At 69.4% G+C, this 24091-nt stretch carries 24 protein-coding genes; 17 read left to right on the forward strand and 7 right to left on the reverse strand.

Going from position 1 to position 24091, the window contains the following annotated elements:
- Positions 1-243 precede the first annotated feature (243 nt).
- From rsmD to D452_RS0120155, 10 genes are all read left to right on the forward strand, one after another.
- Complete coding sequence (gene rsmD / locus D452_RS0120110; protein WP_017545941.1) at positions 244-810, forward strand: 16S rRNA (guanine(966)-N(2))-methyltransferase RsmD; 567 nt, start codon at positions 244-246, stop codon at positions 808-810.
- A gap of 198 nt (positions 811-1008) precedes the next feature.
- Positions 1009-1497, forward strand: a complete 489-nt coding sequence (gene coaD / locus D452_RS0120115) for a pantetheine-phosphate adenylyltransferase (RefSeq protein WP_017545942.1) — start codon at positions 1009-1011, stop codon at positions 1495-1497.
- A gap of 247 nt (positions 1498-1744) precedes the next feature.
- A complete protein-coding gene (locus D452_RS0120120) occupies positions 1745-2290 on the forward strand; it encodes a YceD family protein (RefSeq protein ID WP_017545943.1) in 546 nt (181 codons plus the stop codon).
- 133 nt (positions 2291-2423) lie between these two features.
- Positions 2424-2600, forward strand: a complete 177-nt coding sequence (rpmF, locus tag D452_RS0120125; RefSeq protein ID WP_017545944.1) for a 50S ribosomal protein L32 — start codon at positions 2424-2426, stop codon at positions 2598-2600.
- Between the two features lie 347 nt (positions 2601-2947).
- Positions 2948-3700 carry a ribonuclease III gene (gene rnc, locus D452_RS0120130; protein WP_017545945.1) on the forward strand — a complete coding sequence of 251 codons (753 nt, stop codon included), beginning with the start codon at positions 2948-2950 and terminating at the stop codon, positions 3698-3700.
- Between the two features lie 3 nt (positions 3701-3703).
- On the forward strand, positions 3704-4561 hold the full coding sequence (gene mutM / locus D452_RS0120135; RefSeq protein WP_017545946.1) for a bifunctional DNA-formamidopyrimidine glycosylase/DNA-(apurinic or apyrimidinic site) lyase: 858 nt from the start codon (positions 3704-3706) through the stop codon (positions 4559-4561).
- 125 nt (positions 4562-4686) lie between these two features.
- A complete protein-coding gene (locus D452_RS0120140; RefSeq protein ID WP_017545947.1) occupies positions 4687-4974 on the forward strand; it encodes an acylphosphatase in 288 nt (95 codons plus the stop codon).
- A gap of 371 nt (positions 4975-5345) precedes the next feature.
- On the forward strand, positions 5346-5537 hold the full coding sequence (locus D452_RS0120145; protein WP_017545948.1) for a hypothetical protein: 192 nt from the start codon (positions 5346-5348) through the stop codon (positions 5535-5537).
- A gap of 454 nt (positions 5538-5991) precedes the next feature.
- Positions 5992-9537 carry a chromosome segregation protein SMC gene (gene smc, locus D452_RS0120150; RefSeq protein ID WP_017545949.1) on the forward strand — a complete coding sequence of 1182 codons (3546 nt, stop codon included), beginning with the start codon at positions 5992-5994 and terminating at the stop codon, positions 9535-9537.
- 394 nt (positions 9538-9931) lie between these two features.
- On the forward strand, positions 9932-10318 hold the full coding sequence (locus D452_RS0120155) for a hypothetical protein (RefSeq protein WP_017545950.1): 387 nt from the start codon (positions 9932-9934) through the stop codon (positions 10316-10318).
- Positions 10319-11780: 1462 nt separating this feature from the next.
- Here the strand turns inward: D452_RS0120155 and D452_RS0120160 are convergent.
- The 5 genes from D452_RS0120160 to D452_RS29295 form a co-directional block, all read right to left on the reverse strand.
- Positions 11781-12104, reverse strand: a complete 324-nt coding sequence (locus tag D452_RS0120160; RefSeq protein WP_017545951.1) for a hypothetical protein — start codon at positions 12102-12104, stop codon at positions 11781-11783.
- Between the two features lie 167 nt (positions 12105-12271).
- Entirely contained in the window at positions 12272-12811 is a 540-nt protein-coding gene (locus D452_RS0120165; protein ID WP_040694405.1) for an ATP-binding protein, read from the reverse strand.
- Positions 12812-12911: 100 nt separating this feature from the next.
- Positions 12912-13430 (reverse strand): hypothetical protein, encoded by a 519-nt coding sequence (locus tag D452_RS0120170; protein ID WP_017545953.1) that lies wholly within the window; start codon positions 13428-13430, stop codon positions 12912-12914.
- A complete protein-coding gene (locus D452_RS0120175) occupies positions 13430-13993 on the reverse strand; it encodes an ATP-binding protein (RefSeq protein ID WP_017545954.1) in 564 nt (187 codons plus the stop codon). Before D452_RS0120175 ends, D452_RS0120170 begins: the two co-directional genes overlap by 1 nt.
- Before the next feature lie 293 nt (positions 13994-14286).
- Positions 14287-14610 carry an ATP-binding protein gene (locus tag D452_RS29295; protein WP_017545955.1) on the reverse strand — a complete coding sequence of 108 codons (324 nt, stop codon included), beginning with the start codon at positions 14608-14610 and terminating at the stop codon, positions 14287-14289.
- A gap of 363 nt (positions 14611-14973) precedes the next feature.
- On the opposite strand from D452_RS29295, the gene D452_RS0120185 reads away from it, so the two are divergent.
- From D452_RS0120185 to D452_RS29820, 4 genes are all read left to right on the forward strand, one after another.
- A complete protein-coding gene (locus D452_RS0120185) occupies positions 14974-15774 on the forward strand; it encodes a Scr1 family TA system antitoxin-like transcriptional regulator (protein WP_239646424.1) in 801 nt (266 codons plus the stop codon).
- Complete coding sequence (locus D452_RS0120190; RefSeq protein ID WP_026129496.1) at positions 15771-15950, forward strand: DUF397 domain-containing protein; 180 nt, start codon at positions 15771-15773, stop codon at positions 15948-15950. The genes D452_RS0120185 and D452_RS0120190 overlap by 4 nt, the downstream gene beginning before the upstream one ends.
- A 401-nt stretch (positions 15951-16351) precedes the next feature.
- Positions 16352-16438, forward strand: coding sequence for a DUF397 domain-containing protein (locus D452_RS31985; RefSeq protein ID WP_394297094.1), 87 nt, complete (start codon positions 16352-16354; stop codon positions 16436-16438).
- Between the two features lie 66 nt (positions 16439-16504).
- Positions 16505-16681: a DUF397 domain-containing protein gene (locus tag D452_RS29820; RefSeq protein ID WP_083927577.1), complete on the forward strand. Its 177-nt coding sequence runs from the start codon at positions 16505-16507 to the stop codon at positions 16679-16681.
- A gap of 54 nt (positions 16682-16735) precedes the next feature.
- Here D452_RS29820 and D452_RS0120200 read toward each other — a convergent pair whose 3' ends face one another.
- Both D452_RS0120200 and D452_RS0120205 read right to left on the reverse strand, forming a co-directional pair.
- Positions 16736-17086: a hypothetical protein gene (locus D452_RS0120200; RefSeq protein ID WP_017545959.1), complete on the reverse strand. Its 351-nt coding sequence runs from the start codon at positions 17084-17086 to the stop codon at positions 16736-16738.
- 153 nt (positions 17087-17239) lie between these two features.
- Positions 17240-19909, reverse strand: a complete 2670-nt coding sequence (locus D452_RS0120205; protein ID WP_017545960.1) for a S8 family serine peptidase — start codon at positions 19907-19909, stop codon at positions 17240-17242.
- A 649-nt stretch (positions 19910-20558) separates the two neighbouring features.
- Here D452_RS0120205 and D452_RS0120210 point away from each other — a divergent pair.
- The 3 genes from D452_RS0120210 (at position 20559) to ftsY (ending at position 23937) form a co-directional block, all read left to right on the forward strand.
- Entirely contained in the window at positions 20559-21560 is a 1002-nt protein-coding gene (locus tag D452_RS0120210; RefSeq protein WP_026129497.1) for an ABC transporter substrate-binding protein, read from the forward strand.
- 91 nt (positions 21561-21651) lie between these two features.
- Complete coding sequence (locus D452_RS0120215; protein WP_394297095.1) at positions 21652-22656, forward strand: FecCD family ABC transporter permease; 1005 nt, start codon at positions 21652-21654, stop codon at positions 22654-22656.
- A gap of 90 nt (positions 22657-22746) precedes the next feature.
- On the forward strand, positions 22747-23937 hold the full coding sequence (gene ftsY / locus D452_RS0120220) for a signal recognition particle-docking protein FtsY (protein ID WP_017545963.1): 1191 nt from the start codon (positions 22747-22749) through the stop codon (positions 23935-23937).
- Positions 23938-24091: the final 154 nt, after the last annotated feature.

Consider the following 24091-nt stretch of genomic DNA (forward strand, 5'->3'; position numbering starts at 1 on the left):
CGGCACCCCGACCCGGCCGTCCGCAGGGGGGAGGGGTGCCGCCTGCGAGAAGCGGCGGGGTCTTCCTCCTCAGCGGGTGCGCAGCGGCAGTGCGTGTGCACCCAGCGCGTGTGTGCACCCGGTTGTCCACAGGCGGAGGGGTCACCGCTGGCGTAGCGCGCCCGCCCGGTGTTGACTCGATATCGGGGGAGCCTCCGCCTCCGCCAGCCTCAGCGTGCCCGGGGGCGCACTACCGTGGGGGCCATGACCCGCATCATCGCCGGGGCGGCGGGCGGACGACGCATCTCCGCCCCCGACGGCCGCACCACCCGACCCACCAGCGACCGGGCCCGCGAGGCCCTGTTCGCCTCCGTCCAGTCCGACCTCGGCCCCCTCGACGGGCTCCGGGTGATGGACCTCTACGCGGGGTCCGGGGCGATCGGCCTGGAGGCCCTGTCCCGGGGGGCCGCGCACGCGCTGCTGGTGGAGGCCGACCGCAAGGCGGCCCGCGTGGTGAAGGAGAACATCGCCATACTGCGGCTCCCCGGCGCTGAGCTGGCCGCGGACCGGGTCGAGCGGGTGCTGGCGCGCGGCAACCAGGCCGCTCCCTACGACCTCGTGGTCGCCGACCCGCCGTACGCGGTCACCGACGAGGAGGTCGCCTCGGTGCTGTCCGCACTGGTCGGGCACGGTTGGCTGGCCCCCTCCGCGATGCTCGTGGTGGAGCGGTCCAAGCGCGGCGCCGAACCCGAGTGGCCGCGTGGGATCGAGCGGGACCGCAGCCGCAAGTACGGCGAAGCGATCCTCTGGTACGCCCGCACCACCGAGTAGATATCGGGCATACGCCACGTTTTCTGGCGCCGCACCGGGGAAGGTTCAGACGACCCGGTGGGGTGGCTTCCGTGACGCCCGGGCCGGGTGCGAAAGCGGACACTGGAGACCGCTAAGTGGGAGTTGCCCGAAATGGGGCGGGGGTGAGCCCCTACGATCGCTGTACCCGTGAGTAGTACCTGAGAGGGGCGATCCACCGTGCGCCGAGCCGTCTGTCCGGGCTCCTTCGACCCGGTCACCCACGGACACATCGACATCATCGGGCGAGCCGCCAAGCAGTACGACGAGGTCATCGCCGCCGTACTCAACAACGTCAACAAGCGGGGGCTCTTCACCGTCCCCGAGAAGCTCGACATGCTCACCGAGGGCACGGCCGAGTTCGACAACGTCCGGGTCAGCGAGTTCGACGGACTCCTCGTCGACTTCTGCCGCGAGAACGGCATCGAGACCATCGTGCGCAGCCTGCGCTCGGTCAGCGACTTCGACTACGAACTCCAGATCGCGCAGATGAACTACCGGCTCTCCGGCGTGGAGACCGTCTTCATGACCGCCAACCCGCAGTACTCGTACCTGTCGTCCAGCCTGGTCCGCGAGATCGCCATGCACCGCGGCGACGTCTCCAGCCTGGTCACGCCGTACGTCCAGGGGCGCCTCAAGGAGAAGTACGCCGAACGCGCCCAGGAGTAGCCCCCTCCGCGAGCCCGATCCCGCCCCCTCCGCGGGTGCCTTCGGGGGGCTGATTTGGGTGGTCGGCGACATGGTAGGTAGAATCTGGGTTTGACCATGGGCGTCGCCGGTCCTCGGCGTGCGCTCAGGCCGGTCAGCACCACCGCGACAGCCCGACGTGCACCACGTCGGCGGCCGCGAGCCCGGCACCCGGAACTCTCCTGAAAGCGCGATCACTCTGTCTCGTCTAGATGCCCGTGACCCGTACGTGGTCGACACCCGCCAGCTGGGCCGCCAGCCGGGGTCGATGCGTACCGTCAACCGAATCGTGACCGTCCCCGAGGCGCTCGAGACGGCGATGGCCAGCGTGCCCAAGGGCCAGGAGATCGAGCTGGACCTGCGCCTTGAGGCGGTGATGGAGGGTGTCCTCGTCACCGGGACCGTCAACGGTCGCCTCACGGCGGAGTGCTCCCGCTGCCTCGACCCCCTCTCCGAGGAGTTGGAGGCCGGGTTCCAGGAGATGTACCGCTACCCCGCCGACGACGACGTGAGCGTCCGAAGCGACGAGGACGCGGACGACGATGATGAGGACTACTATCTAGAGGGCGATCTGCTCGACCTCGAACCGGTGATCCGAGACGCCGTCGTGCTCGCGCTCCCGCTCTCACCGCTGTGCGGCCCGGACTGCCCCGGCCTGTGCGCCGAGTGCGGTGTCAAGCTCGCCGACGCCGGGCCCGACCACGGTCACGGCGACGGTGTCGACCCGCGTTGGGAGGCGCTCCGCGACATCGCGGAGAAGCCCGACCAGCAGTGAGTCCAGTGACCCGATCGAGTGCGGTACCCAACGGGAACCGCCGACGACCGGGGCACACCCTCCCCGCCACAGCGCGCGGGGTGACCAGATAAGCGACCTCCCGCGACCGCGGGGGTGACCCAGGAGGATTGAAGTGGCCGTCCCGAAGCGGAAGATGTCGCGGAGCAACACCCGGACCCGCCGTTCCCAGTGGAAGGCGTCGCGCCCGGTGCTGGTCAACTGCCCGCGCTGCCGTGACCCGAAGCAGCCCCACATCGCGTGCCCGTCCTGCGGCACCTACAACAACCGCCAGGTCATCAACCCGGCCTAACCCGGACGTGCCAGGCTTCGGGCCGTGTGCCCGATCCCGTACTCCCGGACATCATCGGGGCGGAACCCTCTGAGGGCTCCGCCCCGAAGTGCTGTCCGGAAAGGGCCGTCCAGGGGGTCAGTGTCCCCAGGGCTTTGTAGAGTGATCTCGACGGACCGTGGGAAGACCATGATCCGTGGTGTCCGACACCGATCCCGGTCCCACAGGGGCTCCCGAGATCGTGGTGGCCGCCGGGGGAGTTCGCGCTCCCGCGACGATCACCTCGTTTTCGAGCGTCCCGGACGGGTCGGGGGCACCCCCACCTCCGCGCGCCGTCCTCGGCGCGCCCAACAGGGAAGCGAACTCGCGTGGCTAGCCAACTCTCCGTCTCCGAGGCCAGGTCGTTCCACCGTGCGATCGGGGTCGAGGTGGACCCCAAGATCCTGCTCCGGGCCCTGACCCACCGCTCCTACGCGTACGAGAAGGGCGGCCTGCCCACCAACGAGCGCCTGGAGTTCCTCGGTGACTCCGTGCTCGGCCTGGTGGTCACCGACACCCTCTTCCGCAAGCACCCGGACCTGCCGGAGGGCCAGCTCGCCAAGCTGCGCGCCGCCGTCGTCAACATGAGGGCGCTGGCCGACGTCGCGCGCGGGCTGGGCATCGGCGAGTACATCCGGCTGGGCCGGGGCGAGGAGGGCACCGGGGGGCGCGACAAGTCGTCGATCCTCGCGGACACCCTGGAGGCCATCATCGGCGCGGTGTACCTGGACCGCGGTCTGGACACCGCCTCGGAGTTCGTGCACCGCCTCTTCGACCCGCTGATCGCCACCGCCTCCGGGCTGGGCGCCGGACTGGACTGGAAGACCTCCCTCCAGGAGCTCACCGCCGCCGAGATGCTCGGCGTGCCCGAGTACCACGTGGACGAGAGCGGCCCCGACCACCAGAAGACCTTCCGCGCCACCGTGCGGGTCGCCGGGGAGAGCTACGGCCTGGGTGAGGGCCGCAGCAAGAAGGAGGCCGAGCAGCAGGCCGCGGAGTCCGCGTGGAAGGCCATCCGGGCCCGCGCGGACCGCGCCGCCGAGCAGGCCAGGGGCGGATCCAGCGGCAACGGGCAGGGCTGAGCGGTGCCCGAACTCCCCGAGGTCGAGGTGGTCCGGCGCGGCCTGGCCGAACACGCGGTGGGGCGCCGGATCGGCGCCGTCGAGGTGCTGCACACGCGCTCGGTCCGCCGCCACGTGCCCGGCCCCGCCGACTTCGCGGCTCGGCTCGGGGGCCAGACCCCCACGGCGGTGCGCCGCCGCGGCAAGTACATGTGGCTGGTGCTGGACAGCGGCGACATGCTCCTGGCCCACCTGGGCATGAGCGGGCAGATGCTGGTGCAGCCGCAGGGCAAGCCGGACGAGAAGCACCTGCGGGTGCGCATTCCGTTGGACGACGGCAACGAGCTGCGCTTCGTCGACCAGCGCACCTTCGGCCACCTGCTGCTGGATCGGGAGGGTGAGCGCGCCGAGGTGCCGTCATCGGTGGACCACATCGCCCTGGACCCGCTGGACGCCGAGTTCGTCCCGGAGGCGTTCGTCAGGGCGCTGCGGGCCAAGCGGACCGAGGTGAAGCGGGCGCTGCTGGACCAGTCGCTGATCAGCGGTGTGGGAAACATCTACGCCGACGAGGCGCTGTGGCGGGCCCGGCTGCACTGGGCCCGTTCCACGCGGGGGCTGTCCGACGCCCAGGCGCTGGAGCTGCTCGGCCACGTCACCGAGGTGATGACCGAGGCCCTGGACGTCGGCGGGACCACGTTCGACGGGCTGTACGTCAACGTCAACGGTGAGAGCGGCTACTTCGAGCGGGGGCTCAACGCCTATGGGCGGCGGGACCGTCCGTGCGGCCGCTGCGGCACGCTGATCGTGCGTGAGGCGTTCATGAACCGCTCCTCGTTCAGCTGCCCGAGCTGTCAGCGTGCGCCGCGCGCCGCCCGCTCCTGAGCCGCGTTCGTCGCCGTCCGGGGGAGCGGAACGTAATATTTCGTCCCTTTTTTGATACGTCTGTGGTCTCACGTGGCGTGTCGGTGAGCAAAGTGTCTCCGTGAGGTAAGGGAGAGTTCGGGGCCGTGGGGCAAGAGGGAGAGCCGATCCGACTGACCGCCTGGGTGCGGGGGCGGGTCCAGGGCGTGGGTTTCCGCTGGTGGACGCGGGCTCGGGGGCTGGAACTCGGGCTCACCGGTGCCGCCACCAACCTGGACGACGGCCGGGTGGAGGTCGTCGCGGAGGGGTCACGGGAGAGCTGCGAGAGGCTGCTGGGACACCTGAGAAGCGGCGAAACCCCCGGAAGAGTGGACTCCGTGGTCGAACGCTGGGCTCCGCCCGGGGGTTCCTTCGACGGTTTCGTCGAGCGGTGAGTATGCTGGAACGGTAACGCGGTAGGAACATTGACCGTGGGGCGGCGCGACCGGGCGACAGACGGGCGCCGGGAGCCACGGGGATCACCGCGCGAGCCGTTCGAGGGCCGCGCTACCGGCGTCACCGCCGGGGGGTGGATCACGTTCTGACCGTGCGGTGCCACGTGCCCGGGTGGTTTCGGCCCGGGGTGTGGTCGTTACGGACTGTTGTAATCCAATCTTGACCAGCGGCGCGCGGAGTGAGACTCTGGAAGGCACACCGCGCAACTTCCGACCGTGGCGTCGGCCCTGAGTAACCCGGGTCGAAGAGTACACACGGGGACACGTATGCGCGCATCCCAACTGGTCACTCAGTGTGGAGGACCCACATCATGGCGAAGGCTCTGTTTGGCCACGTCGGCGGCTCCGACCCTCGTATGGTCTCGGAGATGCGACGGCTTCAGAAGCGGGTACGCGACCTCGAGGACGAGATCAGCCGTCTTCAGGCGAAGAACGACCAGCTCAGCATGGCCGTCACCGACGTCGCCGCCAGCGCGACCGACCGCGAGCCCGCGCTCGCCTGACACCGTGACGTCGTGAGGGCCGTCCGCGACGGCCTGGAGACGACACACGGAGGATGATCCACTGACGGGGACGCCGAAGCCACTTCCTGGCGTCCCTGGCCGGATCTCCACCGAACAGTCGAGGACTCGACACTCGGACTCGACACCCGATCGGCCCGTACCGCATGCGTTCCGGAGCCGGACGGGAACCCGAAACCGCCGCTCGCTTTCCCTTCCCTTGCGGTTTCCTTTACCGTTGTACCCGGCGGAATCGCACGCAACCCTCCGTGTTCGCGCGATCTCTCCGCCTCCGGCACCCCTCGGGCGTCGGCATCGCCGCAACGTCACGGTGTCGCAGCTCATCGCCCCCGAGTGGCCCCAACGCCGCACTTCGCGCCCTGCTTCATGGCACCCTTGAGGTCGGCCCCGTGGCGACCGCCCGTGGCGACAACGGTGACCGTCGTGGGAGGCGCGGGTGTACCTGAAGAATCTGACGCTGCGCGGCTTCAAGTCGTTCGCGTCGGCCACCACCCTGCGCTTCGAACCCGGCATCACCTGTGTGGTGGGGCCCAACGGGTCCGGCAAGTCCAACGTCGTCGACGCCCTGTCCTGGGTGATGGGCGAGCAGGGCGCCAAGTCCCTGCGCGGCGGCAAGATGGAGGATGTCATCTTCGCGGGCACCTCCACCCGCCAGGCGCTGGGCCGTGCCGAGGTCAGCCTCACCATCGACAACAACGACAGCGCCCTGCCGATCGACTACACCGAGGTCACCATCAAGCGGACGATGTTCCGCAACGGCGGCTCGGAGTACGCGATCAACGGCGACACCTGCCGCCTTCTCGACATCCAGGACCTGCTCAGCGACTCCGGTATCGGCCGTGAGATGCACGTCATCGTCGGCCAGGGACAGCTCGACACCGTCCTGCACGCCGGGCCCGAGGACCGCCGCGCCCTCATCGAGGAGGCGGCGGGCATCCTCAAGCACCGCAAGCGCAAAGAGAAGGCGATCCGCAAGCTCAACGCGATGCAGGGCAACCTGGACCGCGTCACCGACCTCACCGCCGAGCTCCGCCGCCAGCTCAAGCCCCTGGGCCGCCAGGCCGAACTCGCGCGCAGGGCCGCCGTCATCCAGGCCGACCTCCGCGACGCCCGCCTGCGCCTGCTCGCGGACGACATCGTCACCCTCACCGACCAGCTGGCCAAGGAGGAAGCGGACGAGAAGGAGGTCCTCACGCGTCGCGGGGCCGCCGAGACCGCCCTCAACCAGGCCCAGGAGCGCGAGGCCGAGCTGGAGGAGCGGGCCACCGCAGCCGCCCCCGCCCTGGCCCGGGCCAGCGAGACCTACCACGCGCTGTCCCGCCTCACCGAACGCCTCGACGCCGTCCGGGGGCTGGCCACCGAACGCCACCAGAACCTCGTCGCGGTCCAGGGCGAGGTGGTCCAGCGCCGCGACCCCGAGGAACTGGAGATGGAGGCCGAGGAGGCCGCCGCCCAGGAGGAGGAGCTCCAGACCCGCTTGGAGGAGGCCCGCGAGGTCCTGGAGACCAGCGTCACGGAGAGATCCGCCGCCGAGGACGCCCTGCACCGTGAGGAACGGCGCCTGGAGGCCGCCTCCCGCGCCGCCGCAGAACGCCGCGAGGGCATCGTCCGGCTGGCCGCCCGGGTGGAGGGGCTGCGCGGACGGCTGACCTCCAACGAGGCGGAGATCACCCGTCTGGAGGAGGCCGCCCAGCAGGCCGCCGAGCGTGCCGCCACCGCCCAGAGCGAGTACGAGATGGCCGCCGAGGAGGCCGCCGGGCTCGACGAGGGTGACGCCGAACTCGACGACACCCAGGAGCGCTTCGCCCGCCAGCTGTCCGCCGTGGACTCCGAGCTCAACCAGCTGCGCGACACCGAGCGCTCCGCCGAGGGCGAGCGCGCCGCGCTGGCCGCCCGCAAGGAGGCCCTCGAACTGGGTCTGGCCCACAAGGACGGCGCCGGGACCCTCCTGGAGGCCGGGCTGCCCGGCATGCTCGGCAGCCTCGCCGCCCTCGTCCAGGTCGAACCGGGCCACGAGACCGCCCTCGCCGCCGCCTTCGGCGTGGCCGCGGGTGCGGTCGCCGTCAGCGACGAGGCCAGCGCCGCCGCGGCCCTGGAACTGCTCAAGTCCGAGGACGCCGGCCGGGCCGGGATCGTCGTCGCCCGCGCCGTCCCCTCCGCCGACCGTGCCAGCTGGCCGTCCCTGCCCGGGGGCGTTCGCTACGCCGCCGACGCCGTCACCGCACCGGAACACCTGTCCGACGCGGTCGCCGCGCTCCTGGACCGGGTGGCGCTGGCCGCCGACACCCAGGAGGCCCGCGACCTGGTCTCCGCCCTTCCACAGGTACGCGCGGTCACCCCCGACGGTGACGTGTTCGCCGCCGCCATGGTGCACGGCGGCACCGCCGCCGCGCCCAGCCTCCTGGAGGTCCAGGCCGCGGTGGACGAGGCCGCCGAGAGCCTGGAGGCCGCCACCGAGGCGGCCAAGCGCGTCGCCGTGGAGCTGGAGGAGAAGAAGCGCGAGCGCGCCGAGATCGCGGAGGCCGCCGAGGAGGTCACCGCACGGCGACGCCAGGGCGACCGCAGGCGCAACGAGTCCGCTCAGCGGCTGGGCAAGCTGGGCGGACAGGCCCGCTCCGCCGAGGCCGAGTCCGAGCGCTACGCTGCCGCCGCAGCCAAGGCCGCCGCCTCGCGCGGTGAGGACGCCCAGAAGCTGGAGCGCCTGGAGGAGGAACTGGCGGAGGCCGAGGAGATCTCCGCCGCCGTCGAGGAGGAGGCGCCCGACGCCGACCACCGCGACGAGCTCTCCGCGCTGGCCTCCCGCGCCCGCGCCACCGAGATGGAGCGGCGGCTGGCCGTGCGCACCGCCGAGGAGCGGGCCCGTTCCATCGCGGGCCGCGCGGACGCGCTGCTGGCCCAGGCCGCCGAGGAGCGCCGGGCGGTGGAGCGCGAGGCCGAGCGGCGCCGCAACCGCGCCGCGCAGGCCACGGTCGCCCAGGCCGTGGTCGAGAGTGCCCGGCTGAGCCTGGAACGGATCGCTGTCTCCCTGGCCGCCGCGGAGACCGAGCGCGTGGCCGCCGAGGCCGAACGCGAGGCCCGCGACGGCGAGCTGAAGACGGTGCGCGCCCGCGTCCGCGAGCTCTCCGTCGAGCTGGAGAAGCTGACCAGCTCCGCGCACAGTGGCGAGGTGGCCCGCGCGGAGCGCCGGATGCGTCTGGAGCAGCTGGAGACCAAGGCACTGGAGGAGCTGGGCGTGGACGTGCCCACCCTCATCGCGGAGTACGGTCCCCGGGTGCCGGTCCCCCCGGCGACCGACGCCGACGAGGACGCGGTGCCGCTGCCCTATGTCCGCGAGGTGCAGGCCAAGCGGCTCAAGGTGGCCGAGCGCCAGCTCAACCAGCTCGGGAAGATCAACCCGCTGGCGCTGGAGGAGTTCGCGGCTCTGGAGGAGCGGCACGCCTTCCTCAACGCCCAGCTGGAGGACCTCAAGAAGACCCGCCGGGACCTGATGGACATCGTCGCGGAGGTGGACGCCCGGGTGCAGGAGGTGTTCTCCTCGGCCTACCTGGACGTGGAGCGGGAGTTCGCGGCGATCTTCGGCCGTCTGTTCCCAGGCGGTGAGGGCCGCTTGGTGCTGACCACTCCCGAGGACATGCTCACCACGGGTATCGAGGTCGAGGCCCGGCCGCCCGGCAAGAAGGTCAAGCGGCTGTCCCTGCTGTCCGGCGGTGAGCGCTCACTGACCGCCGTGGCCTTCCTCGCGGCGATCTTCAAGGCCCGGCCGTCGCCCTTCTACGTGATGGACGAGGTCGAGGCGGCCCTGGACGACACCAACCTCCAGCGTCTGCTGGTGATCTTCGAGGAGCTGCGGGAGTCGTCGCAGCTGATCGTGATCACCCACCAGAAGCGCACCATGGAGGCGGCGGACGCCCTGTACGGCGTCACCATGCAGGGTGACGGCATCTCCCAGGTGATCAGCCAGAAGCTCGACCGCCCGGCCTAGGGGACAGGACAGGAGCCGCGGACCGGCGCGACAGCACCCTGTTGCGGCTGGTCATGTCGGTGGGTTACGGCCTGGCCGTCGCGCTGCCGGTGACGGACTCCGCGCCCCCGAAGGCTCGTCGGGGGAGACCAAGGTAGTTCCCCTGGGAGTGCCCCTCACTGGCAGACGGGACCTGCTCCCAGCTGGCCGTCTCCCGTCTGCTGGGGCCTGACGCCGTTCGTTGCGGTGACGGCGAGCCCGCGCTCCCACAGCCGGAACCCCGGACTGACGAGCCGAGGGTGGCGCAGGTCACTCTCCCCCCGTCGCTTCGATGCGGACTCGGGGCCGGTCGGAGCCCTAGCCTGGCGGTTGGAGTGCAAGCACCAACCCCAATGATCTGGTCGAAACGGACGCCGTGTTCTTCATCCCCCTCGTGCTGTGGGCCCGACAGCGCATGCGCCACTTCCCCGGCGCGGTCCGCGCCAGCGTGGCCGTCGGGGGTACCGGCGTGTTCACCATGATGCTGCTCCTGGGCACCTCCTACGGCGTGCAGCCACCGCCGGGCGAGGACGGACGCGTGCGCTGCTCCCCGGTCGTGTGGGTGGGCCCGGCCCTGTGGGACGACCACCGCGACTGGGGCGAGGACCTGGAGCAGATGATCCGTCAGGAGTGGGTGGACTCCTCCTGCTCGGAGCAGCAGAAGCGCCGCGCCGTCCTGTCGTTGGCGCTGGCCCTGCCCTCCACGCTGTGCTTCGCCTACGCGGTCGTGAAGCTTCCCCGCGCCAAGGACGGAGACTCTTAACCGGGCCTACAGGCTTCTGGCTGGGGTTGGGCGCCGTTGGTCGCTCTACGGGTGGGGGTTGCTGCGGGTAGGTGGGTTCTGCGGTTGGGGTTGCTGTCCCGCGAGGGTTCTACGGCTTGGGTTGCTGTGGCGCGGCCTTTCTACGGCCAACCCGTTTTTCCCATGAGCTAAAGGCGGTCGGGTGCGGGTTCAACCGTACCCCTTGGGGTTTCTCGGTCTATTCAGGGCGGGGTGGGTGGATGGTGCTGTGCCCGCACCGCACTTGGCGGATGAGTAGAGCGGTGCACGTCTGGTAGTTCAGGGCCAAGTACGGACACGGGCCACCCCCCAGGACTACTGATGTGTTCTAGAGATGCGTGTCCCCACCTCTGGCGAAAACCCCTGCCGTCTGAGCGCCGACCACCGCACTCCGGCCAACCCGCACCTCCGAGCGAAGCGCGTACCTGTACCTCTGTACCCCGCTGTGTCTGAGGGGGTTGGCGCCGTGCGGGTTCAACCAGCGGTCTCCGAGCTTCAAGCACACCCCCTGGGGCTGAGGCAGCTGCACACCTGCACGCGCACACCCCCTGGGGTTGAGGGGGTTGGTGCCGTGCGGGTTACTACAGCTGGGGGCACTCAGTGGGGGTGCTTCGGGGGTCAGCCCCCTGGTCTCCAGCACCATGAACGCTTGAACCCACGCGGTGCGCAGATCCCTCAGCGCCAAGGGGTTTGTCTGAACCTCCGCCCCGGGTGGTTGAACGTGCACGGTGCGCAGATCCCCCAGCGCCAAGGGGGTTTGTCTGAACCTCATCACGCGCTGTAGTGACCCGCACGGCGCAACGCACCTCAGACACAGCGGGGTACAAACGTGCACCTGTGTGCTTGGTTCAGTGGTGCGGGTTGGCCGTAGAGCGGCAAGCGGTGCCCGGACGGAAGGGGTTTTTACCAGTCCGGGGGACACGCATCTCTAGAACACACCAGTAGTCCTGGGGGGTGGCCCGTGTCCGTACTTGGCCCTGAACTACCAGACGTGCACCGCTCTACTCATCCGCCAAGTGCGGTGCGGGCACAGCACCATCCACCCACCCCGCCCTGAATAGACCGAGAAACCCCAAGGGGTACGGTTGAACCCGCACCCGACCGCCTTTAGCTCATGGGAAAAGCGGGTTGGCCGTAGAGGTTCCCCGCTACAGCAACCCAAGCCGCAGAACCCCACCTACCCGCAGCAACCCCCACTCGTAGAGCGGTCAACGGCGTCCGGCCACAACCGGTTGCGGAACGGTGTGGCCGTGAGTGCCGGGTGGGCGGCAGAAAGAGCAGAGATGTTTGTGGCGAGTGTGGGTGAATTGTCTGTTTCTCAACACCGTGCAGATGTGATGCCTTGCTGCTGACAAACGTGCAGTTCAAAGAGACTGCTCCCCGCGCACGGATGACCGGGGCCCGGGGCGAAGTCGCCGCCGGGCCTCGGTCTTCTCTTGGTGGCTTAGGTCAGGGTGCCGATGTTGTGGGTGAGAGTCTGCCCCAGGATCTCCAGGGTGGTCAGGCCCAGGAGGAGCGCGGAGCTCAGAGCGGCGGCGGGCCATCCCCACCACCGGCGGGGCGCGCGGTGGCGGCCTCGGGGGAGGGCTGCTTTCGGCTCGGCCCGGGGCGTGGCGGCCTCCCGTGCCTTCCGTTCGCGCTGTTGGCGGGCGACGTGCACCCAGTGCGGGAGGGGGCCGCGTTCGAGCATGTACGCCACCCGGGGATTGCCCTGCATCTGGCGCAGGAGGCGTTCTTGACGGGCCTGGTGTGACTCGGGCCAGGGCATCTCCGCGCGAGGCCTTTCGATCTGGGCCGACTGCGCCAGAGGTGACGCTGCCGGACTCGGAACAACTCGGGACAGCATGGTCTGCTGTGGGCGGGTCGGGCGGGGGAAGCGGTGGCCTCGGGGTGCAGCTAGGACGGACCGCACCCCCGGGCTGAGCTGGTGACCGGTCATCGGGCACACCTGCCAGCGACCAGGGCGGGGTGGGTGAACTCGGCCCAGATGACGGTGCCGAGCCCGGCGCAGAAGGGGAAGTCCAGCACGGGCCGGAATCCCCATCGGGTGGCGAGGTGGTCGAGTAGAAGCAGGCCGCGTCCGCGTTCAGCGCGCTCGTGTTGCTGCCTGGTGCGCCTGCGCGGGACCTTCGGGACGGTGTCCGTGGTGTTGGTGCGGGTGCCGTCGTCGATGATCGAGATCCGCACCGTCCCCGGCCGGGGCAGGTCCAGGGTGCGGACCACTCGTCCGTCGGGGTCTTCTCCGGAGCGGGAGTGTTCGCAGGCGTTGGCGAACATCTCGCTCAGACACAACACCATGTCTTCCCGCGCCTCGACCGGCAGGTTGGTCATGCGGTCGAGGTCGCAGGTGAGGTCGGTGCGGACCTGGCTGGTCTGGGAGAGCTGACCGGGGTAGACGCGGCACTCCCACCGGAGCTCGTCACTGGGTGGGCTGTTCGTGTGGTTGAGGGCAGGCGCGTGCGGCACAATGGGCATGTCGGCAATCTCTTCTCTTGAACGGGTGGTGCTTGTCGGCCTGCTCTGGGGGTGTTGGTGCACCCGCCAGAGCTTTTTCATGGAAGGGCTTCGGGGGCTCTCAGGCAGCACCCGGGGGTTCGGGGTCGCGCTTGTGGACGCCCAGGTGGCGGTGAGCGAGCAGCCTGAGGAGTTCGGTGCGGTTGGGTGCGGTGATGCGCTCGTAGGGGTCGCCGTCGCCGGTCCAGCCCAGGGGGCGGCGGGCCACGAAAGTCTCGTGGGGAACCTGGCCCTCCACGGTCATGTTCCAGTGCTTGTGCAGCAGGGTGCAGAGGACGTGTTCGGGGACCGGGAGCCCGGGATTGGAGTCCTTGTGTTTCGGGACGGTGCGCGCTACGGGCCGGTTGCCGGGTATCCGTGTGGGTGCGGGGTGGTCGTGGATGGCCTGGTCGATCAACCGGACCGCCAGTTCCCCATCGCTCTCCTCCCGCGCGATGCGTAGGGCTTCCAGGACCAGGGGGATGCGGTTGCGCAGGGTGTGGTTGTGCCACACGTCCACCTGCGCCGGGGTCAGGTGGCATGGAGCGGTCAGGGCGTCTTCGGCCACGGCCAACAGGTCCCGGGTGTCGATGTCCAACATCACTGTGCTCCCTCGATCTGGGTCCATGGGTTGTGGGTGAGGTCGTAGGACAGGTGGAACCAGACCTGTCGGAACTTCGGGTTGCCGTTATCTCCCCATCGGTCCGCCAGCGCGTTGACCAGACCGAGGCCTCGGCCGCTGCCCGGACCCGCGTCGGGGGCCAGGGTGGCGAGGTCGGTAGCGGTAAGGGGCCCGGGGGTCGTGGGGTGGCGGGTGCCCTGGTCCTGGCAGGTCAGCGTCATGCCGTTCGCGCCTCGGTCGACGGTGAGTGAGTAGGTCTGGCCGTGTTCGCTGGAGAGCGAGTGGGCGATGGCGTTGTTGGCCAGCTCAGATCCGAGCAGCGTGAACAGGTATCGGTAGTCGGTGGAGCGTTCGGCGGCGCTGGTGTCCAGGAACGCGCGGACCAGGGGCATGAGGCCGGGGAGTCCGGCGAAGGAGTACTTGCGCTTACGGAACGGGGTGTCCACGGTGCGGAAGAAGTAGTGGGCGTGGAACGGCTTGATGAAGCTCGCCAGAGGGACCGTCGCCTCGCGGGTGGTCAGTTCGGGGGAGAACACGCTCACGTGGCCACCGCCAACCGTCGAAGCCCGGACAGGACGGCTCCCAGGACCTGCAAGGGGATGGAGTCGATCGGCCTCCTGGGCGAGGGGATCAACGGACCACGAGAACCGGCAGTGGTGCAGCGGGGGTTGGTGAGTACTCGGGTGAACCACCCAGGTCGAGGCGGCAGGCGGTCAGCGCTCATATTCGTCCAGTTCTCTTGAGAGTGGTTGGTGATGCACGGGTGTGAAGGGTGGGCGTCCCACCGGGAAATGCGGTTCGACTCCCGTGTGTGGCGGGAGGTGAGGGTGGTGGGTCAGCTGAGGTCGAGGACAACCTCGACGGTGGTCTGCTGGATGCGGTGGCCGTCCCATGTCCAGGAGGGGTTCCAGGAGAGGGCGAGGCGGTTGAGGACCGCCAGGCCGGAGGCGCTTTCTCGGGAGTTGAGCTGCGGGTACTGCGGCCGGACGGTGTCTCGCGGTCCTTGATCCGTGACGTAGAGGTGGGGGAGTAGCGGTCGGGACTGGTCCAGGACCACTCGGACGGTTCCGCCGGGCAGGCCCGACCGGGAGTGCTGGTGGGAGTTGGTGACGAGGATGCGTGTGATGCGGGCCAGCCGGGTCCCCTGAACGGGAAGCATGTTCCGACACCAGGCGGAAAGGGCTCGGTACTCGCGAGTGGGTGCGAGCAGGATTCCGTGACGTGCTGGCTCAGAGAATCGGAGCGCACGGGGATAACGCCCGAAATGGGTGTTTGTTGTCCTGGAGTGGTTCTGGATAGCCCGCATCTGTCTCACCTCGGGTACTTCGGGGTGGGTCTTGGGCCCGGGTGGTCGCTCTCGACGTTGGCCACCGGGGCTTTTCTAGACTCTTGAGTCTCACGCTGGGGGTGTGCGTGGTTGCTGAGAGCAAGACTGCGGGTCCCAAGGCTTGGTCTCAAAGTCTTCGAGGTGATCTCGGAAACAATCGGTCCTTGGTGAGGCTGGTTTGATAAATTGTGTTGTATGAATGCCCCCCAGGATCAAAAGATAAGTACGCCGTTCCAATCCTGCCTGGTCACGCTGCGCCTACTGACTCCGCTGGGGCAGGGCGATCTGGGTATTGAAAGCAAAACGTCCAAAGCCAGTGTCAATCGGTGGGAACGAGGCAGTGGGCTTCCAAAACGGGACAATGTGGAACTTTTGGGTGCGACGCTCGAGAAGTACGGTGTCGAGAACGCAACCAAGAAGCTGTTGATGGCCCACAGGCAAACCATCGACGGCACGGGTCTCCCCGAATGGGCCCGCAACCTCAAATCCATAGAGCCAGGTGCACGTCATCTCATGGTGGTCACACCTGCGATGGTCCCTGGCTACCTACAGTGCCCAGAGCTCGCGCGACTCCTCTTTAAGAACGCTCAACGGCTGGCAACTGACGACGAGCTGGATCAGCTCGTCTCTCTTCGTACGAACCGGCTCATGGAACTGCCCGACTTGCAGGTGGTCGCTGTCTTCCCCGCCTCGGCAGTGCGGGCGCTCCCCGGCGAGCTTCCAGCGGTACAGGCTGCCTATCTCATCGAGTGGGTCAACTCCGGACGTGTCTCGGTGCACCTGGTTCCTGAGGAGACACTGTTGCTTGGCCCCACGAGCCCGGTGATGCTCTTCCGTATGCAGGGTGGCGAACTGGCGGTCGTGACCGATCATGCGGACGGTAACGTGACCCTTGAGGATCACACTCACGAACGGCTGGAGGCCCAGGCCACAAACGCGCTGGCCGCGTCTCTGCCGCTCTCTCACTCGCTCGAAGCTCTGAGGACCATGACATGAGCAGTAACAAGGCAGGCGACTGGCACAAGTCCAGTTACAGCGCCAACGGAGGTAACTGCGTTGAGGTGGCAGAGGGGCTAGTCACGTACATCCGCGACACCCAGAACCGCGAACTTGGTTATCTGGAAGCTCAGACTGCGGAGTGGACGGCCTTCCTGAGGGCCATGGTTTCGTAGCCGTAAGCGCGACCGGACCCCGCCAGTGATGTTGGCGGGGTCCGGTTTATGTTGTGCCTGTTCAGGCTACCTGTCGAGGAGAAACAACTCCAGGACCAAAGACCCGAGGTCCTCATGCGTAACAATGGCACCGGCAGCACCTCTGGGGCGTGACGCTCGACTACCTGCGGAAAAGCCTTCTTCTGGAGAGATCCCGAGAGGATGAGATCGTGGATGTGGCGTTCGAGATGTTGAAGCTGTTGGGTGAGATGAAGTCCGGAGGTCGATCTCGGACGCAACACCGATCCTGCTGAGGAAGAAAGAGGAGGAATTCCGATGACGGACTGGCGCAAGTCTTCGTACAGCAACGGCACTGGTGGCAACTGTGTGGAAGCCTGTGCGACCGGGCTGGGGGTGCTGCGGTGCGGGATACCCAGCATCGACACCTGGGCAGCCTGCACGTGTCCGCTCGTGAGTGGGAGGTGTTCGTGGCGGTTGTCCGCCTCTGAGGGCACGTGAACCGGCCTTGGCCAGCTTTGGAGTTCCGTACCAAGTGGAAGGGATCGAGGCATCATATGATGATCGATGGTTGGAAGAAGTCCAGCTACAGCAATGGTCAAGGTGGGAACTGTGTGGAGGCTCGCGCCACGGAGCAGGGCGCTGCCGTGCGGGACACGCAGAACCGCCACCTCGGCCACCTGGACGCGTCCGCTCGTGAGTGGGAGGCGTTCGTGGCGGCCGTGCGCCTCTAGGCCGCAGGACACCCGCGTCGGATCAACCGAGCTCCACGCTCCGCGATCAGTCCACTAACCCTGGTCGAGGCTTCCGATGAACCGGGACGCCTCGTCCTCGGTCATCCCGGTCTCCTGAGCCACCATCCGAACGGCGTCCGCCACACGGTCCTGTGACACCAGCTCACGCACCCGGTCGGCCAGGCTCCCGTCCGGAGCGGGCGCCCACCGCCCCGCCTCGATGGCCTCGGAGAGGTTCTTGGCCTCCAGTAGCCCCATCCCGGTGAGTTCCCGAATCCTCTTGATCGCCAGGATCTGGCGGTCGGTCCTCAGGAGACCCAGCACCTCCTCGTACCCCTCCCGGGTGAACTCCGCGCGTACGGGCTCCGGCTCGGGCTTGCGGAAGCGGTCGAAGAATCCGGCCATGGGTCGGTGGGTCCTTTCGGAGCGGGAGACACAGGGCGATCCGTCCAGGTCCCGCAGTGTACGCCCGGCCGGTGACCCGCCCGTGCCCGCACCCACACGCGGGCGGGGCCGCCTCCCAAGGGGAGACGGCCCCGCCACGTTCACCGAGCCGGATCAGCCCCGGTCGATGGTGATGACCGGGGAGGTCCAGGTCTCCCAGTGGTCCGGGTTCTCCGGGTCACCGAGCGCCTTCAGCGCCCGGGCCCGCAGGCGGTAGTCCCCGTCGCGGACGTCGGTCACCCGGTTGCGCGAGTCCACCACGGTGCCGTCCCAGACGTAGCTGAAGAAGGCGGTGCTGGTGGCGCTGCGGTTGACGTGGTCGACGCTGACGGCGACGTTGCGGTCCGGGTGGACCGGGCGGCCGGTGCGCTCGTCGACGACCGTCATCTCCAGCCGGGTGACGTGGTGGTCGAAGTGCGCGATCACGTACGGCACGTCCGGCAGACCGTCCACCCAGTCCATCGAGAAGGTGGCGCCGTCGGGCTGGTTCCGGAAGGTTCCGCCGCCGGTGTCGGCGCACTCCAGGCCGGTGAAGACCTCGCACTGGGAGATGCGGGTCAACCACGGCAGCTCGTGCACGTTCCCGTTGGCGTCGGTGATCGGGGTCATCGCCTCGATCTCCTGGTAGTCGCCGTTGTAGGCGGCGTACGGAACACGGACGGTGCCGGTCTCCGCCGCACCACCCACCTCGGTGACCTCGACGTAGCCGCCGTAGAGCATCTGCGCGTACTCACGCGCGGGCGGCGTTACGGTCACCTCGACCTCTGCGGACTCGCCGGGGCCCAGGGTCACCTTGTCCTCGCTGAGGTCGGCTTGGGCGTAGGCGTCGTTGAAGGACGGCGCGAAGGTATTGCCGTGCGTGCCCAGCGCGGGAGCGTGGGCGATCTCGTAGGTGGCCTGCTCGTCCCCGCCGTTGGTGATGGTGACGGTCTCGGTCACGGGTCCCTCGGTGGCGCCCAGGGGCAGCTTCGCGGGGGACAGGCCCGTGGTGGTCAGGATCGAACCGGGGACGTCGAGCATGCCCGCGCCCTGGCGGTGGACGTTGTCCAGGGCACCCAGGTCCGGGTTGCCCCACCAGGCGGTGGGGTCGGCGGTGTTCTGGAGGACGTCGCGCACGTCGTGCGCGGCCAGGTCCGGACGGGCCTCCAACAGCAGGGCGACGCCGCCCGCGACGTGCGGGGACGACATCGAGGTGCCGCTGATGGTCGCGTAGCCGCCCTTGGCCATCGGGTACGTGGAGTTGATCAGACCGCCGGGGGCGCCCAGGTCCGGCTTGATGTCCAGGTCGGCAGACAAGCCGTAGGAGCTGAAGCTGCTGATCAGACCCCCGGTCGGGTTGGGGATCGTGGTCTCCTCGCCGGTCCAGGTGAGGGTGACGGACTCGCCGCCCTCCAGCAGCTCGCGCAGGTGCGCACCGGCCTCGTCGGAGACGCCCACGGAGAACGCGCCCTGGTCGACGATGCCGCCGCCCGCGAACATGCCGGGCAGGTTGTTGTGGATGACGACACCGGTGGCACCGGCGGCCAGCGCGGCGTCGTACTTCTCACCGAAGGTGCACTCGCCGCGCACCATGAGCGCGGTACGGCCCTCGGGGTCCCCCTCCAGCTCGTCGCCCGCGGCCAGACAGCCCCGTCCGACGTACACGAGTTCGTCGGTCTCGCCGGAGGTGGGCGGCAGGACGGCGTCGTCCATCTCCATGTAGGCGATGGTCTCGCCGCTCTGGGTGACCTCCGCGGCGTTGGCGCGGATGTGCGTGTTGTCGTAGGCGGCGACGCCGATGACGTCGGCTCCCAGGCCCGGGGCCCCGGCGGAGTACAGGCCGGAGGCGCCCTCGTTGCCGATGGAGGCCACGACCACCATGCCCTCGTCGACCAGGTTGTCCGAGGCGACGGCGGTCGGGTACTGGGGCCACGTGTGGGCCGAGCCCACGCTCATGTTGAGCACGTCCATGTCGTCGGCCAGCGCCTGTTCCATGGCCGCGATCATGATGTCGGAGGTGGTGGAGCCGGTGCAGCCGAACACCTTGTAGGCGCCGAAGACGACGTCGGGCGCGACGCCGGTGACCTGGCCCTGGGCGCCGATGATGCCCGCGACGTGGGTGCCGTGGCCGTTGCAGTCCTGCGGGTCGTCGTCGGGGACGGGGTGGTTCCTCGCCGGGACGCTCGCGTTGAAGTCGTCGCCGACGAAGTCGTGTCCGGCGACCACGCGCTCGGACGGGAAGCCGCCCGGGCCGCCGAGGTCGGGGTGCGTGTAGTCGACGCCGGTGTCCATGACGGCCACGCGCAGGCCCTCACCGGACAGTCCGAGTTCGCTCTGGACGATGTCCGCGCCGGTCATGCCGAGGGCGGTGTCCATCTCGGGCGAGCTGTCGTCGAAGTCCGGGATCTCGTGGCGGACGACCGGGTGGATGGCGGCGACGCCGGGGATCTCCCGGGCCGTGCTCACCTGGGCGTCGTCCATCTCCACGGAGAGGCCGTTCCACAGTTCGCTGAAGGACAGCCGCTCGGTGTACTGGAGGCCGAACTCGTCGGCCTCGGAGCGGAACTCGGCCTGTTCGTCCTCGACGAGCGCTGAGGCCGTTCCCTCGGCGGTGGGCGGGCTCTCCAGTTCGATGAACCACAGGTCCTGGACCTGGTGGGTCAGTTCGCCGTTCTCCGCGGTGGGCGCCGGGTGGAGCGGTGCGAGTTCCGAGCCCTCGTCGGCGCCTGCCGGTGTGACCGCGACGAGTCCCGCGATCAGTGTCAGCCCGGCGATCGGTGCCAGGCGTGACAGGTTGCGTGCCACCTTGTCAACACATCCCTTCTCGTGCGCGCCTCAGGACACCGGGGGAACGGCGCACCCCGGGTGCGGAGGAACGCGCACGGGGGGATACGCCGCAGGTTGTCCGTGATCGGATAATCGGCGCGCATGGCAACGAGATCATTGCCTTGTGCGATAGAGGTGTCAATGTGCTGTGAGGATCAATATGGCCACACAATGGATTCATGTGGTTCAAGTTCCTCTGGAGCCTCATCTCCCAATAAAGAGGACATAAAGCTCTTGTGGGTCGAAAGGGCACCATAAATTCCGGTGGTCACACTCGGTCCCGAGTTTCGCTGCCCGCACGGTCCCACGAAAAGCCCAGGTGGGAGCGGTGTGCGCGCCCAAGCGGAGGTCGCTGAGGTGCAGCCGGAGTCCGGGAGTGCCGCCGAGTAGAGTGAAGGGGTTGTGCCGCCCTCCGGCGGTGCGACGGGTGTCGAACGAGCGAAGTCCGGTCCCGCGGCCACCACGGCCCGCGCAATCCGGCGCTGCCCCGCAACTGTGATGCCCCGCGCGTGCGCGGGGACGAGCCAGGTCGCCTCCTCGGCACCGACGAACCCCGTCCTCGTGGGAAGGACCGGCCGTCCCCGACCGGGCCGTGCTCTTCCCCTGCTCACTGAAGGAGCACCGCACCGTGCGGATCGCCCGCCAACTCCCCATCGCACTCCTGGGCGCCACCCTCGCCCTCACCGCCTGCGGCACCACCGACCCCGAGTCCGAGTCCGAGCCGACGCAGGAGACCGAGACCGCCTCCGCCGAGTGCGGGGCCCCCGAGCCCGCGGCCGACCGCGCGACCGTCGGCGACGGGACCTTCCCCGTCACCGTGGCCGACATGGTCGGGGAGGTCACCGTCGACGCCGCCCCCGAGCGCATCGTCTCCCTCTCGCCGAGCAACACCGAGATGCTCTTCGCCATCGGCGCCGGCGACCAGGTCGAGGCGGTCGACGACTACTCCAACTACCCCGACGAGGCCCCCACCACGGACCTCAGCGGCTTCACGCCCAACGTCGAGGCGATCAGCGAGTACGACCCCGACCTGGTGATCCTCGCTGACAGCGCCGTCGACACCGCCGACCAGCTCGGCGCTGTCGACATCCCCACCCTGGTCCTGCCCGGCGCCGCCGACCTGGAGGACGTCTACGCCCAGATCCGCCTGCTCGGGGACGTCACCGGGAAGACCGAGGAGGCCGACACCGAGGCCGACCGGATCGAGGACGAGTTCAACGGGATCGTCGAGTCCGTCTGCGCCGAGATCGGTGACAGCGAGCTCACCTTCTACCAGGAGCTCGACGACACCCTCTTCTCCGCCACCTCCGGCACCTTCGCCGGACAGATCTACGACTCCTTCGGACTGGTGAACATCGCGGACCAGGCGGACGACGGCGAGAGCGGCGGCTACCCGCAGCTGTCCCCGGAGTTCGTGGTCGAGGAGGACCCCGACCTCATCTTCCTCTCCTACGGTGACGAGTCCGCCGTCGAGGCGGTGGAGGAGCGCCCGGCCTACGACACCGTCTCCGCCGTCGAGACCGGCTCGGTCCACCTCCTCGACACCGACATCGCCTCCCGCTGGGGACCGCGCGTGGTCGACTTCGCCCAGTCCGTGGGCGACGCGGTCGTCGAGACCGCCCAGAAGTAGGTCCGGAGCCGCACGGGCCGCACGCCCGGGCGAACGGGGACGAGAGCGAGGAGAGCGGGACGTGAAGGGCTTCGGGGTTCCCCTGGGCTGGATGCTGGGCGGCGCGGTCGCCCTGTTCGCGGCCGGGGTCCTCGGCGTCGCGGCGGGGGCCGCCTCGATCTCCGCCGGCGACATCCTCCGCCACCTGCTCAGCCTCCTGCCGTTCGGGGCGGTCGAGACGCCGCTCACCGAACGGCAGGAGGCGCTCCTCATGGAACTGCGCCTGCCCCGGGTGGTGATGGGCGCCCTCGTCGGCGCCCTGCTGGCCACCGCGGGCGGCGCCTACCAGGGCGTCTTCCGCAACCCGCTCGCTGACCCCTTCCTCCTCGGCGCCGCGGCCGGGGCCGGGTTGGGCGCCACCATGGTCATGGTCTTCGGCCACGAGGTGCTCGCCGACCCGCGCGCCCTCGTCCCGGTGGCCGCCTTCGTCGGCGCGCTGGCCGGGGTGGCCGCCGCCTACCTGCTCGGCTCCACCGCCGGGGGAGGGGGCACCGCGGCCCTGGTCCTGGCCGGGGTGGCGGTCTCCTCGTTCCTCTCCGCCGCTCAGACCCTCGTCCAGCAGATGGGCGTGGACCAGCTCCAACGCATCTACGCGTGGCTGCTGGGCGGACTCGGCCGGGGCGGCTGGGACGACGTCCGCCTCATCGCCCCGTACGCGATCGTCGGACTGCTCGTCCTGCTGCTCTCCGGCTACCTGCTGGACATGCTCGCCCTGGGCGACGACAAGGCGGTCAGCCTCGGCCTCAACCCCGTGGCCGTGCGGATGGTCGTGATCGCCGCCGCCTCCCTGGCCACCGCCGCCGCCGTCTCCGTGAGCGGGCTGATCGGGTTCGTCGGCATCGTCGTCCCGCACGTCGTGCGCCGCCTCGTGGGCTCCAACTACCGGGCGATCCTGCCCGTCACCGTGCTGATGGGCGGCGCCTTCCTCGTCCTGGTGGACATCGTGGCGCGCACCATCGTCGCTCCCGCCGAACTCCCCATCGGGGTGGTCACCGCCTTCCTCGGCGCACCCTTCTTCGTCATCATCCTGCGCACCACCCGCCACCGTGGCACCTGAGGCGCCGAACACCCCCACCAGCATCGTTCCCGGCACGCCACCGGGGCGTGACGCGAACGCGTCGGACACTCTGGGAGACTGGTGAACGCTATGGACATCACCTTGCTCGTCAGCATCATCGTCGTCGTCGCCCTCCTGGCGGTTGGTGGGTTCTTCCTGGTCAGGGCCGGACGCTCGGTCAAGCCGGGTAAGGAAGAAGCCAAGCCCGAGGTCACCAGGGAAACCGGGGCCACCGCCCTCGAAGAGGACCGTGAGAAGGACGGGGGAGCGGCCCAGACGCCCCCCGCCCACGCGCCTCCGGCCGAGGAGGCGGCCGCCCCGGCCCCGGCCGAACCCACCGCCCCCGAGATCGAGACCCCGCCCCCGTCCGCCGGGCGCATGGTCCGCCTGCGCGCCCGCCTGGCCCGCTCACAGAGCTCCTTCGGCCAGGGGCTGCTCAGCCTGCTCTCCTCCAAGAACCTGGACGAGGACACCTGGGAGGAGATCGAGGACACCCTCATCACCGCCGACATCGGTGTCGCCTCGGCCACCCAGATCGTGGAGAACCTGCGCACCCGCGTCAAGGTGCTCGGCACCCGCGAGACCGACGAGGTCCGCGCCCTGCTCCGCGAGGAACTCCTCAAGCAGATCAACACCGACGCCGACCGCGCCGTGCGCACCGAACCCCACGGCGACCGCCCGGCGGTCATCATGATCGTGGGCGTCAACGGCACCGGCAAGACCACCACCACCGGCAAGCTCGCCCGCGTCCTGGTCGGTGACGGCCGCAGCGTCGTGCTCGGAGCCGCCGACACCTTCCGCGCCGCCGCCACCGAACAGCTCCAGACCTGGGGCAGCCGGGTCGGCGCGCCGGTCGTGCGCAAGGAGGAGGGCGCCGACCCCGCCAGCGTGGCCTTCGACGCCGTCGCCCGCGGCATCGACGACGGCGCGGACACCGTGATCATCGACACCGCCGGGCGCCTGCACACCAAGACCGGCCTGATGGACGAGCTGGGCAAGGTCAAGCGCGTGGTGGAGAAGAAGTCCCGGGTCGACGAGGTCCTGCTCGTCCTGGACGCCACCACCGGCCAGAACGGACTGCGCCAGGCGCGCGTGTTTGCCGAGGTCGTCAACGTCACCGGCATCGCCCTGACCAAGCTCGACGGCACCGCCAAGGGCGGCATCATCGTCCAGGTCCAGCGAGAGCTGGGCGTCCCCGTCAAGCTCGTCGGACTCGGCGAGGGCCCCGACGACCTCGCTCCCTTCGACCCCGAGGTCTTCGTGGACGCCATCCTCGGCTGACCCGGGGGCACCACGAGCACCAGACGGCCGGACACCCGTGACACGGGGGTCCGGCCGTTCGTCGTTCGTCCTCCGAGCACGGCTTGTTCATGGCGGCTTAACACTCCGAGCCGCCCTTTTACGCCTCCGCAACACGTCGGGTCCGGTCGGGAAA

Source organism: Nocardiopsis prasina DSM 43845 (assembly GCF_000341265.1).
Taxonomy (GTDB): domain Bacteria; phylum Actinomycetota; class Actinomycetes; order Streptosporangiales; family Streptosporangiaceae; genus Nocardiopsis; species Nocardiopsis prasina.

Coding starts and splice junctions, on each gene's coding strand:
- D452_RS0120170 (WP_017545953.1), bottom strand. CDS start 13,430: ATGTTGGACATCGACACCCGGGACCTGTTGGCCGTGGCCGAAGACGCC.
- D452_RS0120165 (WP_040694405.1), bottom strand. CDS start 12,811: ATGCCCATTGTGCCGCACGCGCCTGCCCTCAACCACACGAACAGCCCA.
- D452_RS0120160 (WP_017545951.1), bottom strand. CDS start 12,104: ATGCCCTGGCCCGAGTCACACCAGGCCCGTCAAGAACGCCTCCTGCGC.
- rsmD (WP_017545941.1), top strand. CDS start 244: ATGACCCGCATCATCGCCGGGGCGGCGGGCGGACGACGCATCTCCGCC.
- D452_RS0120215 (WP_394297095.1), top strand. CDS start 21,652: ATGCTGGGCGGCGCGGTCGCCCTGTTCGCGGCCGGGGTCCTCGGCGTC.
- D452_RS0120190 (WP_026129496.1), top strand. CDS start 15,771: ATGAGCAGTAACAAGGCAGGCGACTGGCACAAGTCCAGTTACAGCGCC.
- D452_RS29820 (WP_083927577.1), top strand. CDS start 16,505: ATGATGATCGATGGTTGGAAGAAGTCCAGCTACAGCAATGGTCAAGGT.
- D452_RS29295 (WP_017545955.1), bottom strand. CDS start 14,610: ATGCTTCCCGTTCAGGGGACCCGGCTGGCCCGCATCACACGCATCCTC.
- D452_RS0120145 (WP_017545948.1), top strand. CDS start 5,346: ATGGCGAAGGCTCTGTTTGGCCACGTCGGCGGCTCCGACCCTCGTATG.
- D452_RS0120185 (WP_239646424.1), top strand. CDS start 14,974: ATGAATGCCCCCCAGGATCAAAAGATAAGTACGCCGTTCCAATCCTGC.
- ftsY (WP_017545963.1), top strand. CDS start 22,747: ATGGACATCACCTTGCTCGTCAGCATCATCGTCGTCGTCGCCCTCCTG.
- D452_RS0120200 (WP_017545959.1), bottom strand. CDS start 17,086: ATGGCCGGATTCTTCGACCGCTTCCGCAAGCCCGAGCCGGAGCCCGTA.